Source organism: Pseudomonas sp. BIOMIG1BAC (assembly GCF_001705995.2).
GTDB classification, from domain to species: Bacteria; Pseudomonadota; Gammaproteobacteria; order Pseudomonadales; family Pseudomonadaceae; genus Aquipseudomonas; species Aquipseudomonas sessilinigenes.
In genome coordinates this window covers 6,285,674-6,300,607 of record NZ_CP049045.1, presented here as the reverse complement: position 1 = coordinate 6,300,607, position 14,934 = coordinate 6,285,674, and the positions used below count along the sequence as shown (strand labels likewise).

Here is a 14,934-nt window from a genome sequence, read left to right as displayed (position 1 = left end):
ATAGATTTTCGCTTGCAGCTTGTCGCTGTTCGCCTCAGCGAACGATCTTGTCCACCTGGATGCCCAGCTTTTTTAGGCGATACCAGAAGCTGCGCTCGGAAATGCCGATCATCTGGGCGGCTGCGGCCTGGACGCCATTGCTCTGGTGCAGGGCGGCGAGAATGTAGGCTTTCTCCACTTCCGCCAGGGCGGCATCCAGGTCGCTGGGCACTTGCGGGCCGACGCTGATGGCGGCACTGCCTTCGGTGTCCTGGGGACGTGTATCGAACAGGTAGCCGGGCAGGTCGCTTTCCTCGATGGTGTGGCCGGTGGCAACGATCGTGGCGCGCTCCACGCAGTTTTGCAGTTCACGAATATTGCCTGGCCAGGCATAGCTGGCCATGGCTTGCAGGGCCTGGGGACTGAAACCGTTGATACGCTTGCCAGCGGTGGCCCCCAGGCTGTGGGCGAAGTGCCTGGCCAGCAGGGCGATGTCCTCGACCCGCTCGCGCAGCGCCGGCAATGGGATGGGGAACACATTGAGGCGATAGTAGAGGTCCTCGCGAAACTCCTTGTTGGCCACGGCCTCCAGCAGGTTCTTGTTGGTGGCGGCAATCACCCGCACATCGACCTTGCGTTCCCGGGGATCGCCTACCGGCTCGATCACCCGTTCTTGCAGGGCTCGCAGGATCTTGGCTTGCAGGGCCAGGGGCATGTCGCCCACTTCATCGAGAAACAGCGTGCCCTTGTCGGCCTGCTGGAAACGCCCGACCCGGTCGGCCACGGCGCCGGTGAACGCGCCCTTGCGATGGCCGAACATCTCGCTCTCCAGCAAGCCTTCTGGAATGGCGGCGCAATTGACCGCGACGAAGGGCTTGTTGGCGCGATTGCCATGCTTGTGGATGGCCCGGGCGACCATCTCCTTGCCGGTCCCGCTCTCGCCGGTGAGGAGAATGGTGGCGTTGCTCTCGCGCACCGAGTCCACCGCTTGCAGGACCCGGCGGAAGGCTGGGCTATCGCCCACCAGGCTGTCGATCTGCTGGTGTTCTTCAAGCTCGGCGCGCATGCGCTGGTTGTCTTTGAGGATGTCGCGAAACTGCAGGGCCTTGCTGACGGTGATATCCAGCTCGTCGATGTCGAAGGGCTTGGCGATGTAGTCGTAGGCGCCGTTGCGCATGGACTGCACGGCATTCTTCACCGTGCTGTAGGCGGTCATCACGATCACCGGCAATTGCGGGTAGCGCTGCTTGATCTCCCCCAGCAACTGCGGGCCGTCCATACCGGGCATGCGCCAGTCGCTGATCACCAGGTCGATCTCTTCCTGTTCCAGCACCTTGAGGGCATGCAGGCCGTTGCTTGCGGTGAATACCTGGATGCCGTTCTGGCCCAGGGCCGAGGACAAGAGGTCACAGAGCTTGGGTTCGTCGTCGACCACCAACAGGTTATGCGTCATCGCTGTCCTCGTCGTCCTCGTCTTCTTCACCGTTGGCCGGAATGTACAGGCTGAAGGTGGCTCCGGCATCCTTTTCGCTGACGCACTCGATACGCCCGTCATGGCTTTCCATGATAGAGAAGACCTTGGCCAGGCCCAGGCCGGTACCCGAGGCCTTGGTGGTGACGAACGGGGTGAAGATACGTTCCAGCATGTCCGGTTCGATGCCCTGGCCAGTATCGCTGACGCTGATGACGGTTTCATCATCCTCCTGGGCGATGCCCAGGGTCAGGCGGCCGCCTTCGGGCATGGCGTCGATGGCGTTGAGGATCAGGTTCAGGCAGGCCTGCTTGAGCTGCCGGGCATCGGCGTGGATCGTTGCCCCGGGGGCCTGGTCCTCGATCCGGGCATCGATATTGTGGGTGGCCAGTTCCGGGCCGCAGAAACCCAGGAGCTCCTCCACCAGGGCCCGTGCCGGCTGGGTTGCACGAATCGGCGTGCTGGGCTTGGCGAAATCGAGGAACTCGGTGATCAGGTCGTTGATCCGGCTGACTTCGCTGATCACGTACTCCAGGTGACGCTTGTCGTTCTCCGGCAGGTCGACCCGGCGGTGCAGCAGTTGGGTGGCGGTCTTGATGATGCCCAGCGGGTTGCGAATCTCATGGGCCAGGCCCATGGCCACCTCGCCCAGGGCGTGCAGGCGGTCGCGGCGACGCAGTTGTGACTCCAGGTGTTGCAGTTCACCCAGGCGCTCGGTCATGTGGTTGAAAGTACTGCTCAGTTCGGCCAGTTCGTCGCCACCGATGACTGGAACCCGCTGCCGATAGTCGCCGGCAATCACGGCCCGTACCCCGGTGGACAGGCCCCGCAGCGGGCGAGTCAGGCGTTGCGACACCAGCCAGCCGACGCACAACGAGGCCGCCGAGCTGAGGAGGAAGATCAGGATGAACAGGTTGCTCTGGTTGACCAGGCCCACCAGGCTGCTGTGGCGCAGCAGGCCGCTGAAGATCACCCCGACCAGGTCGCCGCTGTCGTTGAAGATCGGCCGGTACAGTCCGCTGTAGCGATTGGTGAACTGTTCGGTGGGCTGGCGGGTGGTGCGCAGGATGTCCTCGATCTTGTGCGGCACCCGCGGCGGGTGGTCCTCGAAGCGCTGGGTGGCGAAGATTTCCGAGAAGTCGTCGGCCTTGGCCAGGTACAGGCGCAGGTCCAGGGAGTGCACGTCGGCCACGCTGGTGAGGAAGCTGGCATCCAGGTAGGTGGCGATCAACAGCTGATAGTCGACGCCATCGAGGTTGGTCTGGAAGGTCGAGACCACGGCCCCGGTGGCGGCCCCGCCGACCTGGATCGTCTGCAGGACGGCATTGGAGGCAGTGCTGATCTGGCCGACCACATCGTCGGCGGCAGTGGTGAACATGACCTTGTGGTCGCTCTTGCGAATCAGTGCCACCACGTCGATGCCCATGGAGTTGGCAATGTCGGCGGTGAGCTTGTCGTGCTTGTTGGCGTTACGCTCCCCTGGGGGCCGGGTATAGCGCAGGAACAGTTGGGCAATCCTGGCGTTGTCACGCAGGATTTCAGTGATCTCGTCCTCGACGATCTTGGTGGATTCCTGCAGCCAGATACGCACGTTGCTGTCGAAAATCTCCGACAACGTGGTGGCCGCCAGCTCGGCGGCGATCATGGTGGGGATCACGCTGACCAGCCAGAACGCCAACACCAGCTTGCGCTGCAGGCTCCAGCGGGAGATGGCGAAGGGGCGGGGAGGACGACGATCTTTTCTGGTCATGTACTTTCGCTTATTGCAGCGGCCATGGCGGGGTCGGAGCGATCCGGACGGACAAAGCGTTTTATCACTTTGAGCAGTGCATTGAGCATCGGATTGCGGTGGCGGAAGAACAGCATGTTACCGGTGAAGCGACAGCCCAGGCGAAGCTTGCTGGCATAACCGGCCTGGCCGCACTCATACAGGGCGATCCGCTGCTGGATGCAGTAGTCGACATTGGCCAGCCAGCTGCGAAAGTACAGGTTGTGCTCCCGGGTGACATTGAGGTCATGGGCGAAGAACTTGTCGATCAAGCGGTTCTGGTCGACCAGCACCAGGTTGAAAGCCACCAGTTGATCGCCGACCCAGTACAAGACACAGGCGGCCCGCTCTCCCAACTGTTCGAGGATGCCGGTGAAGTACTCCGCCGGCAGGCGCTCGAACTGCAGGTCGCTGCGGTTCAGGGTCGCTTCGTATAAACGCATGATGTCCGGCAACACGTCATCGATCTGCTGGCGCCACTCGATGCGTGGCCCCGGCGCCCGGAGCTTGCGGCGCAAGTCCTTGCGGGTGGACTTGCCGAGGGTGCCCAGGTAGGCATCGACCGAGGCGAAGGGGATCGGCAGCAGTGCCGAAGGCAGGCTCGGCATGGCCTGCAGGCCTGCGGCCAGGCAACTGGCGGCCCATTGCTGATCGCTGCTGGGGGCATCCTTGACCGCCATCAGGCCGATACCGAAGCTGTCGGCATCGGCCCGGGCCAGTTTCAGCAGCTCCTCCAGCAGGGCTTGGCGGCGTTCGCTGGGAACATGGCTGGCGGTGCCGGCGTTGCACTGTTCGGCCACCGGCGAACCGATGGCGTACAGGCGCAGTTGCAAGACACCCGGCCAATGCCGTTCAAGGCGTTCGGTCATGCGCTTGGCCAGGCCGGAGACCGTGGTGTCCAGTCGATACTGGGTGGTGAAGGCCGGAGCCACGGCCACCAGGGTCGAACCTTCATAGACCGCCAGGTAGCGCCAATTGAAATCGACGATGGCGGCTTTTTCCACGGCCAGGTAATAGTCCCAATCCTCCAGGGCCCCTGGAAAACAGTCATTCCAGGCACTGCGATCGATGGCCTGTATGGTTGAGAAGGCTTGGGCGGTAATCACGTCTCTTCCTTAAGTCACGCCAGCTGTCGGTAGTCTTCGCGTACGGCGGGGGCGACCACTCGCTGCTGGATGAAATCCACGCTCAGTTCGATCACGCGCTGGTATTGCAGGTCCACGGTGATCATGTGATAGCAGTTGTCGAGGAGGATCTTGGTCACCGGGCCGCCGAGCTTGCGTTCCACGTAGTCGGCATTCCAGGTGCTGGTGATGTCGTCTTCGCTGGAGTGCAGCACCAGTGCGGGCGTCATGATCGACGGCATGCGTTTCTTGACCACGGCGTTCATCCGGTGCAGTTCGCGCACGGTCACGCCCTCCATGGTCAGGAGCCCGGCATCGCTGCTGGCGCCGGCCTTCATCTGCTTCTCGACGATGGCCCGCAGGCGCTCGTTCTTGATGCCATAGGGCGGCTTTTCTTCGAAACGGCAGATATGCACGCCGAACGGGATCTTCATCAGCAACGGGGTAAGGAATGCCAGTTTGTTGATGCTCCAGCCGTCGTACTTGAGGGTGGTGGAATACATCAGCAAGCCACTGATCCGCCCTGGGTGCTCGGATGCCAGGTACATCGACATCACCGCGCCCATGGACAGGCCGCCGACGAACACCTGCTCGTGGCGCTGTTGCATGGCGGCAAAGGTCTTGCGCACGCCTTCGTACCAGTCCTGCCAGCCCGTGGCCTGCAGGTCGCTGTTGTCCCCGCAGTGCCCGGGCAGGGTCGGTACGTACACGGTGCACGTACCATCCTTGGCCAGGCCCTGGGCCACCCGACGGAGTTCCGTCGGGGTGCCGGTCAGGCCGTGGATCAACAAGATCCCGACCTGACCCGTGCCGAGAACGAAGCCGGCGTCGCCTTCGCCCAGATCGATCTCAGCCATGCTCATCGCTTCATGGCCCGATCCAGCAGGCGGTCCAGCAGGGCGATACCCAGGTCGATTTCCGCGTAGCTGATTTCCAGCGATGGTGCCAGGGTGATCACGTTCTTGTAGTAGCCGCCCACGTCGAGGATCAGGCCCAGGCGCTGGCCGTCGATCTCGATGTCGCCCTTCATGCCTTCCTCGACCATGTAGTCCAGGGTCGCCTTGTCCGGGGTGAAGCCGTCGGTGGTGCAGATCTCGCAGCGCAGGGCCAGGCCCAGGCCGTCGACGTCGCCGATGATCGGGTAGCGCTTCTGCAGGTCCTTGAGGCCTTCGAGGAAGTACTTGCCCTTCTCCATGACCATCGCGCCGTAGTCGATCTCGCTGGTCATCTTGAACATTTCCAGGCCCACGGCGGTGCCCAGTGGGTTGGAGGCGAAGGTGGAGTGGGTCGAACCTGGCGGGAACACGCCTGGGTTGATCAGCTCCTCGCGAGCCCAGATACCGCCCAGCGGGTTCAGGCCGTTGGTCAGTGCCTTGCCGAACACGATCACGTCAGGCTGGACGTCGAAGTGCTCGATCGACCACAGCTTGCCGGTACGGTAGAAGCCCATCTGGATTTCGTCGACCACCAGCAGGATGCCGTGCTGATCCAGCACTTGCTTGAGCTCGCGGTAGAAGTTCATCGGCGGGATCACGTAGCCGCCGGTGCCCTGGATCGGCTCGGCGTAGAAGGCGGCGTATTCGCTCTGGCCGACTTTCGGGTCCCAGACACCGTTGTATTCGGTTTCGAACAGGCGGGCGAACTGCTTCACGCAGTGGCTGCCGTACTCTTCCTTGGTCATGCCTTTCGGGCCACGGAAGTGGTACGGGAATGGAATGAACTGCGCGCGCTCGCCGAAGTGGCCGTAGCGGCGACGGTAGCGGTAGCTGGAAGTGATGGACGAAGCGCCCAGGGTACGACCGTGGTAGCCGCCTTCGAAGGCGAACATCAGGCTCTTGCCGTTGCTGGCGTTACGCACGACTTTCAGCGAGTCCTCGACGGACTGCGAACCGCCGACGTTGAAGTGCACGCGACCGTCGAGGCCGAACTTCTTCTTGGCGTCGACCGCGATCATTTCCGACAGCTCGATCTTGCCTTTGTGCAGGTACTGGCTGGCGATCTGCGGCAGGGTGTCGATCTGTTGCTTCAGGGCGTTGTTCAGGCGCGGGTTGGCGTAGCCGAAGTTCACCGCCGAGTACCACATCTGCAGGTCGAGGTAGGCCTGGTCTTCGGTATCCCAGACGTAGGAGCCTTCGCAGCGGCTGAAGATGCGCGGGGGTTCGATGTAGTGAACGGTATCGCCGTAGGAGCAGTACTTGGCTTCTTTTTCCAGAAGAATCTGGTCTTCTGCGGTAGCGATGCGGATATCAGACATGGTGGAAGAGTTCCTGGGTTTCAATAGAGAAATTAGTGGCGTTGGCCGCGTTGCGTGGCAGTTTGGCCAGCAGTGCCGGCAGTTCGGCAAAGGAGTCGAACCGCGCGTAGGGAATGGCGTTGCGCTCGCAGTACTCGGCCAGGCGGCCCTTGGCGAAGACGAAGTCGGCAGTGGAGGCCACGCACATGTCCGACTGGCCATCGCCAATCACCAGCACACGCTTGCCGCGCGGGGTGGATTTGCATTTGCAGTTGCCGGAGGCGGCACGGCAGGCGTCGCTGGCATAAGGGAAATCGATGCGCCAGCTGTTGTGATCGACCTGGCGCAGGCGATTGGCGAGGATCGGCAGCAGGGTCACGTAGTTGCGTGCCAGGATGCGGGCGATGCCTTGCTCGATGCCATCGCTGACCACTTCGATGGAGGCGCCCAGGCCGATCACGTGATCGACGAAGTCAGGGAAGTCGGGGTCGATTTCGACACTGTCGAAGTAGCCCAGCAGTTCGGCGGGCGAGGCCTTGACCAGGGCCAGTTGGCGGCTGAGGCATTCTCGGGATCCAATGTGCCCGTCCAGCCACTCCTGCTCGATGCTCTCCCAGCTGGGGTCGGCGAAGCGTTGGAGGACGTTATCGATCACGTCGGCGCGGGAGATGGTCCCGTCGAAGTCACATACGATATGCCAGTGCATCATCTGTTGTTACCTGTTGAATAGAGCGCTGTTTACGCTTGCGGCAGGGGTACAGCAGGGACTGTGCCAAGTACGGAAAACCCAGCAGGGCTGGGGCTCTAACCAAGGGGGGAGGTGTTTTGTAGCTTTCTAGCTACAATTTTTGTAGCTCCCTACAAACAACATCAGTGCTTGCGCCCGAGGGGGGCTCTGGTGATTGATGCGCGCATGTTCAGACAAGGAAACTCATTCATGCCAAGGCTATTCCCTTCATCCCTGCTCGCCGGACTGCTGTCGCTGGGCCTGGCCTGCAGCGCCTGGGGCGACTCCGGCATCACCGGCGAACTGGGATTGGGTATCGGCTACCAGCCCCATGACCCCACGGGCAGCCGCTATGACACCACCCCATTGCCGTACCTGGACCTGGATTGGGGGGATGTCAGCCTGAGCGGTGACGATGGCCTGACCTGGGATGCCTTCAAGAGCAATGGCGTGAGCATGGGCCCCTACATCAATTACCTGCAGGGGCGTAACGCCGACGGCTCGCTGCGTGGCTTGCGGGACGTGCCCGACATGGCCGACGTGGGTGGCTTCATCCAATATGCCCCGGACGATTTCTGGCGGGTGTTCGCTTCGGTGGGCCAGGCCGTCGGGGGCGGCGGTGGTCAAGGCGGCATGCTGGGCAAGATCGGTGGCGAGATCGGCTACCCGTTGGGCATGGGGATCATCGGCAGCAACAACCTGACCCTGCATTTTGCCGACGCCCGGCAGAACCAGACCTTCTTTGGTGTCAGCACCAAGGAGTTCCTGGCTTCCGGCATCGAGCGCTATCACGCCGGTGGCGGCCTGCAGAACTTCACACTGACCCAGAACATCCAGGTGCCCCTGGGCAACAACTGGTCGCTGGTGGCCAGTGCCAGCTGGATCCGCCTGGTCAACTCGGCGGCCAACAGCACCATCGTGCGTGACAAGGGCGAGGTCAACCAGGGGCAGGTGCAGACCGCCATCAGCTACAAGTTCTGACGTCCTTTCGAACCGCTGCCGCGGAGCCTGGCAGGCCTTGAGGGGTTCTGTCGCGGCAGCGATCGGGGACATTACCGATAACGATGGGTAAAACTGGTCTGGCCTTTGCAGTAACTGCCGCGAACTCAATTTCTCAGGAAGTTCTTCATGGCCCGACCTGCCTACCGTTTACTCGCCTATTCCCTCTGGGACCTGATTCCGATCGTCATGGCCCTGGCGCATTTCGCCTTTGTCCTGTGGCTGACCCTGGATTTCCATGCCTTGTCCTGGTGGGTCATCATCCCGTCGGCGCTGCTGTATGCGGTCAGCCTGTCGTGGAGCATCAACAGTATTTCCCATAACCAGATCCACAACGCCTACTTCACTCCGGCCTGGATGAACCGGGCCTTCGACCTGTTGTTGTCGGTCACCATCGGCTTCTCCCAGACCCTGTATCGCGATATCCACAATCGCCATCACCGGGGCAATTCCGACCTGCCGGACGCCCATGGCAAGACCATCGATCCGCTGTCGATCTACCTGCACGGCAAGGATGGCCAGCCGGACAACCCCTGGGCCTACACCTTCCTGAGCTTCTTTCGCGACGACCCCAAGGAGATCTACCAGGAAATGCAGCGCAAGCGCCCGGACGATGCGCGCTGGGTGAAAGTGGAGATCGCCGTGACGGTCGCGTTCTACCTGGCGCTGGCGTTCTTCGACTGGCACGCGGTGCTGGTGCTGCTGCCGTTCTGGTACCTGGGCCAGTCGCTGTCGTCCCTCAACGGCTACTACGAGCACCTGGGCGGTAACCCGGACCTGCCGATTGCCTGGGGCGTGAGCTCCTATAGCCCGCTGTACAACCTGATCTGGATGAACAACGGCTACCACGCCGAGCACCACTACCGGCCGAAAATGCACTGGACCAAGGTCAAGGCCTTCCATCGCCAGATTCGCGAGGAACAGCGTGCGGCGGGGGTGAAAGTGATCCCGGTGTCCCACGGGCTGGGCTTTTTGGTGTCCCACCGTCGGTAACCTGTAGCCGCTGCCCAAGGCTGTGCACGACCGAGCAGCGGGCGCAGGAGGCGAAATCGCCGAAGGTCCTGCGGACCTTGTCGCAGCCTGGCGGCAGCGGCTACACGAAGCTGATCCTGTAGCTGCTGCCCAAGGCTGAAGTTGCCGAAGACCCTGTCTTCAGGCCGCTTCGCCTTCGCCCTCGGCCAGCAGGGCGATCCCGCCCATGATCACGAAGACCCCGAGCCAGTGCAGCGGGTTGATCTGCTCGTTCAGCACCAGCCACGATCCCAGCAGGACCACCACGTACACCAGTGCGCTCAGGGGAAAGGCCAGGGACAGGCTGCTGCGCCGCAGGATCAACATCCAGACGAAGAACGCGCCGATATAGCAGGCAATCGCGGTCAGCACTCCGGGGTTGGCCACCACGGCTGCCAGCCATTGCAGGCTGAAGTCCATCTGGCCCAGTTGGTCGCCACCGACCTTGGTGGCGATCTGGCCGGCGCCCTCGAAACTGATCAACAGGAACCAGAGCACCAGGGTACCCAGGCGCCCATGCAACCAGTCATTAGCGTGGTTCGAACTCATGAAGCGTTTCCTTGTATGCGTTGATGGGAGGCTCAGGTGCTGGCGATGCAAACCAGCATCACGCCAGCGGTGATGACCAGGGTGCCGAGCCAGCGCCGACGACTGACGGTTTCTCCCAGTACCAGCTTGCCCGCCAGTACCACTCCGCAGTAGCCCAGGGCCGCTGCCGGGAACAGCAGGCTCAGCGGGGCCCGGGACAGAGCCTCCAGCCAGACGAAGAATTCCACGGCATAGGCGCCTACCCCGCACCACAACAGCGGGGCGTTGAATACCTGGCCCCAGAAGGCGTTCAGGCGGAAGCCTCCCTCCAGCTCCGGCAGGCGGTCCAGGCCCAGTTTGAAACACAGCTGGCCGATTACATCCAGGAGGATGGAAAAGGCCACCAGCAGCACAACGACAAACGTCATGGGAACAGCTCCTCGAACAGCGAAATCAAGGCTTCATTGGTCACTGAATTGCGTAGCAGGTCTTCCTGGCTCCAGCGTTCGGCCGGTGGTTGGTCGGACTTGGCTTCCCAGCGCTTGAAGGCGTTGCTGAAGGCTGGCTTGGCGAATTCGCCACAAACGTCGATGCCCAGGATCCGCTTGCGTGCCGCCAGGGTCCGTATCGCCTGCAGCAGGTGGGTCAGGCGCATGCCACCCTGGTCCCAGTTGGTGGCGGCGTCCTCGCTGGCCAGCACGTCCTTGTCGATGGTGATCCAGACCGCCTCGGTGGGCAGGCTGTCGATCAGCCCTTGAAGAAACGCCGGCCAGTCCACCTGTGCCAGGTTTTGCCAGTGCAGGTGCTTGTCCTGTTGCTGGTGCCCGGCACCGTCGCCGACCTGGCCCCAGACCCTGGAGGGTTCGTGTTGCCAGGGAAACAATTGCAGCTTGCCGTGCTTCAGGGCGCCGAGGTTGCCACCGCGCAGCTGTGGATTGTGCAGGTCTTCGCTGCAGGGGCCGAGGGTGACGATACGTTGGATGTTCGCCAGCTTCAGTGCCCGGTTGACCCAGGAGCCGCAATGCCGGCGCGGGGCGAAGCGCACCCAGTCCGGATGGTTGTCGAAATGGATCAGGCTCACCGGCTCTGTCAGGTTGCCGAGAAAGGCCGGAGTCAGGTGATGGTAGTCACCGGAGCCGACGAAGAAGATTTCCGGTTTGGAACCGCTGTGCCGTGGCCGTTGGCCCAGGCGCTCGGTGAAGTGGCGATAGGTTCGCTCGGTGGACCAGAGCCGCAACTTGGGGCCCAGGTCCAGCAGGTCGATGCGCCGGGCCTGGCCGCTGTTCAGGCGCCGGATGATCGGCTCCTGGGCGGTCAGGCTGTGGTCGAGATCTAGAATGTTCAAGGTGCAATTTACCCATGGCAGCGCCCCCCAGAAAACTGCGCAATCAAGCTGGAGCGCAGGCTGGGCGGGCTTTGCCGGGTAAATGCAAGGGTCGGGCCAGGCTTGTCTGGCCGAGCCGGGCGGCGGCTGGGTCTTCGGCCAGGGAGGCCTCAGGTGTGGAGCCGGACCCAGACGCTGACCAGGATGCTGGCGGCGATCAACCAGGCCACGGCGGCGACGGCCAGTGAGGCCTCCAGGCGCAAGCGGTCGACCATGACATACAGGGTCGCCAGGTAGACGAAATAGGGAATGATCGACCACATGCCGAACAGGATGGTGGTCTTCAGGTCGTCGATCGAACGGCCCTTGCCGACGATGTAGTGGGCAATCAGGGCGAAGGTCGGGAACAGCGGCACCAGGCCGGCGATGTAGTAGTTCCGGGTTTTGGCCAGGGCTGCCAGGATCACCACTACCGCCGCCCCGAGGGCGGCCTTCAACAATAGATCCATGTGTTTGTGCGCCTTGGGTCAGTGGCTCAGGCCGTACTTCTTGACCTTGTCGAACAGCGTGGTCTTGGCCATGCCCAGCTCCTGGCTGGCCTGGCTGAGGTTACCGCCGCTGCGTTGCAAGGCATCGTTCAACAGGTTGCGTTCAAAGGCTTCCACGGCCTCGGCAAAGCCCAGCCCCTGGCCGCTGTTGCCGCCTGCTTTCTTGAAGGCCGGCAGGCCCAGGGCGAAGCGCTCGGCGACATTGCGCAGCTCTCGCACGTTGCCCGGCCAGTCATGGCTCATCAGGCTCGACAGGGTCTGGTTGTCCAGCTCCGGTGGCGCTCGGTCGAAACGCAGGGACGATTGCTGCAGGAAGTGTTCGAACAATTGCAGGATATCCTCGCGCCGCTCGCGCAGGGGAGGCAGCTCCAGGGTTACCACGTTGAGGCGGTAGTAGAGGTCGCTGCGAAACTCCTTGGCCCGGCTCAGTTCGTCCAGGTCCGACTTGGTGGCCGCGATGACCCGGCAGTCCACGGCGACGCTCTGGTTCGAGCCCAGGCGCTCCAGGGTGCGTTCCTGCAAGACCCGCAGCAGCTTGATCTGCAGGTTGATGGGCATGCTTTCCACTTCATCGAGGAACAGGGTGCCCTGGTGCGCATGCTCGATCTTGCCGATCCGTCGCTTGCCGGCACCGGTGAAGGCATTGGCTTCATGCCCGAAGATTTCGCTCTCGAAGAGGTTTTCCGGCAAGCCGCCGCAGTTCAGGGCGACGAATTGCTGCTGCTGGCGCCGGCTGAAGTCGTGCAGGCAACGCGCGACCAGCTCCTTGCCGGTACCTGTCTCGCCCTCGATCAGCACGTTGGCCGAGGTATCGGCGACGTTGGCGATCAGCTCCCGCAAGTTCTGCATGGCTGGCGAGCGACCGATGATCCGGCCCTCCAGGGAGTTGCGCTCGGCCAGCTGGCGCCGCAGCGAGCTCACCTCCCGGGCCAGGCCCCGTTGCTCCAGGGCGCGGCGGGCCACGTCCACCAGGCGCTCGGGGGAAAAGGGCTTCTCCATGAAGTCGTAGGCGCCTTTCTGCATCGCGCCGACGGCCATGGAAATATCGCCGTGCCCAGTGATCAGGACCACCGGCAGGCTGCGATCACGGGCCTTGAGGCGGGTCAGCAGTTCCAGGCCGTCGATGCCTGGAAGGCGGATATCGCTGATCACGATACCGGGGAAGTTTTCACCGACCTGGACCAGGGCGTCTTCGGCACTGCCCACGCCGATGCAGGGGATGTCTTCCAGTGCCAGGGCCTGTTGGCAACCCAGCAGGACATGGGGGTCGTCTTCGACGATCAGCACGGTCAGCTCGTTGTTCATATCGGCTCGGCTTGAGTGGGGCTTGCCAAGGGCAAGCTGAGGACAAAGGCGGTGCCGCCGCTTGCCGGGTGTTCCACCACCAGGCTGCCGCCCGTGGCGGCGGCGAGGCTGGCGGACAGGGTCAGGCCCAGTCCCAGCCCTTGTTCGCCGGGCTTGGTGGTGAAGAAGGGTTCGAACAGGTGCTTGCGCGTTTCAGGGTCGATGCCGTGGCCGTTATCCCGCACCCGCAGACGGTATTTGCCGTCGCTGGCCTCGCCCTCCAGCCAGAGCTGGGGCGCCGGCTGCGCCTGCATGGCATCCAGGGCATTGCCCATGAGGTTGACCAGGATCTGTTCCAGGCGGGTCTGGTCGATTTGCAGGGTCTGTTCGCTGAAGTCGCGGTGCAGCTGTAGCGGCAGCGGTTCGATACGTGCGCCGAGCACCTGCAGGGCCGCGTCCACGGCCTTGCCCAGGCTGGCCTGGCCCTGGTCGTCGCCACGGCGGGCGAAGGAGCGCAGGCTGGCAGTGATGCGGCCCATGCGGTCGATCAGTTCGTTGATGGTCTTGAGGTTGGCGCTGGCGGTGTCCAGGGCGCCGCGTTCGAGGAAGCGCACGGTGTTGCCGGACAGGGTACGTAGCGCCGCCAGGGGCTGGTTGAGTTCGTGGGCGATGCTGGTGGACATCTGGCCGATGGCCGCCAGCTTGCCGGCCTGGACCAGCTCGTCCTGGGCCCGGCGCAGGGTTTCCTCGGCCTGGCGGCGCTCACGGATCTGCGCCTTGAGCCGCTCGTTACTGGCCCGCAGGTCGGCAGTGCGTTCGGTGATCTTGCGTTCCAGCTGGCTATTGGCTTCTTGCAGAGCCTCGCGAGCGGCGAGACGAGTGGCGATGGCTTTGCGCCGCTCGTTCCAGGCGATCAGTAGAAAAGCCACCAGGCCGAAGGCCACGGCTACCAGGATGCCCTGGTTGATGGCCTCGCGGCGCAGGTCCTGCAGGGGCGTGAGGAGGGTGAAGTTCCAGGGCGTATCGCTCAAGGGGCGCGTCTGGGACAGGTAGCTGATGGGCTTGTCATCGGAGGCCAGTTCGGCGTTGGCCGGGAAGCTCAGTTTTTCCATGCCTTCGGCCAGGCGCTCCCGGGCCAGGGGCTCCAGCTCGTTGAGGGGAAACCAGTAGTACTGCAGGCTGCGAGCCAGGCGTTCCTTGGTGTCGTCGCTCAGGGGACGTACTGACTTGAGGCGTCGCGAGGGATCGCTGGAGAGAATGATGATGCCGTTCTCGTCGCTGACGAACGCTTCCAGGCGCGCTCTTTGCCAGCGTTCTTCCAGGGCCTCCAGGCGTACCTTGACCACCGCCACGCCAATGATCTTGCCCTGTTCCTCCAGGCCGTGGGCCAGGTAGTAGCCGGGTTCGCCGTTGGTGCTGCCAATCCCGTAGAAACGCCCGGGGTACCCGCGTACGGCATTCTGGTAATAGGCCCGGAACGACAGGTCTTCGCCCAGGTAGCTGTCGACATCGCGCCAGTTGCTGGTGGCCAGCACCCGGCCGGTGGTGTCCATGACATAGATGGCCCGGCTGCGGCTGCGGCGGTTCAGGCCTTCGAGGTATTGGTTGACGGCTTGCCGGTGTTCCGGCGAAGGATCGGCCAGCAGCGTCGAGACGCTGGATTCCAGTTCCAGCAGGCTGGGCAGGTAGGTGTACTTGCTGATCTCGCTCTCTACGGCCCGGGCATGCAGCTCCAGCTGGCGTGCGCCATTTTCACTGAGGGTGCGAATGCCGTTGTGCTCGCTGATCCAGAAGCCGGCATAGCCCAGGGCGGTCATCAGCACGATGATCAGCGGCGGTAGGAACAGGTGGCGGATCAGGCGGGGTTTCACGGCAAGTGATGGCGGCGTAGCGCGATAGAGAGTGGGGTCGCATTTCATCACAGATGCCTTGGGTCAA

14 protein-coding genes are annotated in these 14,934 nt (G+C 63.1%); 2 read left to right on the top strand and 12 right to left on the bottom strand.

Going from position 1 to position 14,934, the window contains the following annotated elements; all coding sequences use genetic code 11:
- Positions 1–34: 34 nt before the first annotated feature.
- From ATY02_RS29200 to ATY02_RS29175, 6 genes are read right to left on the bottom strand one after another with little or no spacing between them, the layout of a single operon-like run.
- On the bottom strand, positions 35–1,432 hold the full coding sequence (locus ATY02_RS29200; protein ID WP_068584935.1) for a sigma-54-dependent transcriptional regulator: 1,398 nt from the start codon (positions 1,430–1,432) through the stop codon (positions 35–37).
- A complete protein-coding gene (locus tag ATY02_RS29195; protein WP_068584941.1) occupies positions 1,422–3,200 on the bottom strand; it encodes a sensor histidine kinase in 1,779 nt (592 codons plus the stop codon). The genes ATY02_RS29200 and ATY02_RS29195 overlap by 11 nt, the downstream gene beginning before the upstream one ends.
- Positions 3,197–4,324, bottom strand: a complete 1,128-nt coding sequence (locus ATY02_RS29190) for a GNAT family N-acetyltransferase (RefSeq protein ID WP_068584943.1) — start codon at positions 4,322–4,324, stop codon at positions 3,197–3,199. Before ATY02_RS29190 ends, ATY02_RS29195 begins: the two co-directional genes overlap by 4 nt.
- Before the next feature lie 14 nt (positions 4,325–4,338).
- Complete coding sequence (locus tag ATY02_RS29185) at positions 4,339–5,205, bottom strand: alpha/beta hydrolase (protein ID WP_068584944.1); 867 nt, start codon at positions 5,203–5,205, stop codon at positions 4,339–4,341.
- Positions 5,202–6,596 carry an aspartate aminotransferase family protein gene (locus ATY02_RS29180; protein ID WP_068584947.1) on the bottom strand — a complete coding sequence of 465 codons (1,395 nt, stop codon included), beginning with the start codon at positions 6,594–6,596 and terminating at the stop codon, positions 5,202–5,204. The genes ATY02_RS29185 and ATY02_RS29180 overlap by 4 nt, the downstream gene beginning before the upstream one ends.
- Positions 6,589–7,284, bottom strand: coding sequence for an HAD-IB family phosphatase (locus ATY02_RS29175; RefSeq protein ID WP_068584949.1), 696 nt, complete (start codon positions 7,282–7,284; stop codon positions 6,589–6,591). Before ATY02_RS29175 ends, ATY02_RS29180 begins: the two co-directional genes overlap by 8 nt.
- Positions 7,285–7,512: 228 nt before the next feature.
- On the opposite strand from ATY02_RS29175, the gene ATY02_RS29170 reads away from it, so the two are divergent.
- Entirely contained in the window at positions 7,513–8,283 is a 771-nt protein-coding gene (locus ATY02_RS29170) for a MipA/OmpV family protein (RefSeq protein ID WP_068584952.1), read from the top strand.
- Between the two features lie 147 nt (positions 8,284–8,430).
- Positions 8,431–9,294 carry a fatty acid desaturase family protein gene (locus ATY02_RS29165; RefSeq protein ID WP_068584955.1) on the top strand — a complete coding sequence of 288 codons (864 nt, stop codon included), beginning with the start codon at positions 8,431–8,433 and terminating at the stop codon, positions 9,292–9,294.
- A gap of 159 nt (positions 9,295–9,453) precedes the next feature.
- Here ATY02_RS29165 and ATY02_RS29160 read toward each other — a convergent pair whose 3' ends face one another.
- The 6 genes from ATY02_RS29160 to ATY02_RS29135 all read right to left on the bottom strand — a co-directional run bounded on the left by ATY02_RS29160 (position 9,454) and on the right by ATY02_RS29135 (position 14,915).
- Positions 9,454–9,861: an EamA family transporter gene (locus ATY02_RS29160; protein ID WP_068584958.1), complete on the bottom strand. Its 408-nt coding sequence runs from the start codon at positions 9,859–9,861 to the stop codon at positions 9,454–9,456.
- A 32-nt stretch (positions 9,862–9,893) separates the two neighbouring features.
- Positions 9,894–10,268 carry a transporter gene (locus ATY02_RS29155; protein ID WP_068584962.1) on the bottom strand — a complete coding sequence of 125 codons (375 nt, stop codon included), beginning with the start codon at positions 10,266–10,268 and terminating at the stop codon, positions 9,894–9,896.
- Positions 10,265–11,185, bottom strand: a complete 921-nt coding sequence (locus tag ATY02_RS29150) for an arginase (RefSeq protein WP_068584967.1) — start codon at positions 11,183–11,185, stop codon at positions 10,265–10,267. The genes ATY02_RS29155 and ATY02_RS29150 overlap by 4 nt, the downstream gene beginning before the upstream one ends.
- Positions 11,186–11,334: 149 nt before the next feature.
- On the bottom strand, positions 11,335–11,664 hold the full coding sequence (locus ATY02_RS29145; RefSeq protein WP_176719814.1) for a GlpM family protein: 330 nt from the start codon (positions 11,662–11,664) through the stop codon (positions 11,335–11,337).
- Between the two features lie 27 nt (positions 11,665–11,691).
- A complete protein-coding gene (locus ATY02_RS29140) occupies positions 11,692–12,969 on the bottom strand; it encodes a sigma-54-dependent transcriptional regulator (RefSeq protein WP_241110199.1) in 1,278 nt (425 codons plus the stop codon).
- A gap of 44 nt (positions 12,970–13,013) precedes the next feature.
- Positions 13,014–14,915, bottom strand: a complete 1,902-nt coding sequence (locus ATY02_RS29135) for a sensor histidine kinase (protein WP_068584977.1) — start codon at positions 14,913–14,915, stop codon at positions 13,014–13,016.
- Positions 14,916–14,934: the final 19 nt, after the last annotated feature.

Bases quoted from the DNA above. Each gene is read 5' to 3' on its own strand.
- ATY02_RS29200 (WP_068584935.1), bottom strand. From the start codon at position 1,432: ATGACGCATAACCTGTTGGTGGTCGACGACGAACCCAAGCTCTGTGAC.
- ATY02_RS29195 (WP_068584941.1), bottom strand. From the start codon at position 3,200: ATGACCAGAAAAGATCGTCGTCCTCCCCGCCCCTTCGCCATCTCCCGC.
- ATY02_RS29185 (WP_068584944.1), bottom strand. From the start codon at position 5,205: ATGAGCATGGCTGAGATCGATCTGGGCGAAGGCGACGCCGGCTTCGTT.
- ATY02_RS29180 (WP_068584947.1), bottom strand. From the start codon at position 6,596: ATGTCTGATATCCGCATCGCTACCGCAGAAGACCAGATTCTTCTGGAA.
- ATY02_RS29175 (WP_068584949.1), bottom strand. From the start codon at position 7,284: ATGATGCACTGGCATATCGTATGTGACTTCGACGGGACCATCTCCCGC.
- ATY02_RS29170 (WP_068584952.1), top strand. From the start codon at position 7,513: ATGCCAAGGCTATTCCCTTCATCCCTGCTCGCCGGACTGCTGTCGCTG.
- ATY02_RS29165 (WP_068584955.1), top strand. From the start codon at position 8,431: ATGGCCCGACCTGCCTACCGTTTACTCGCCTATTCCCTCTGGGACCTG.
- ATY02_RS29160 (WP_068584958.1), bottom strand. From the start codon at position 9,861: ATGAGTTCGAACCACGCTAATGACTGGTTGCATGGGCGCCTGGGTACC.
- ATY02_RS29155 (WP_068584962.1), bottom strand. From the start codon at position 10,268: ATGACGTTTGTCGTTGTGCTGCTGGTGGCCTTTTCCATCCTCCTGGAT.
- ATY02_RS29135 (WP_068584977.1), bottom strand. From the start codon at position 14,915: ATGAAATGCGACCCCACTCTCTATCGCGCTACGCCGCCATCACTTGCC.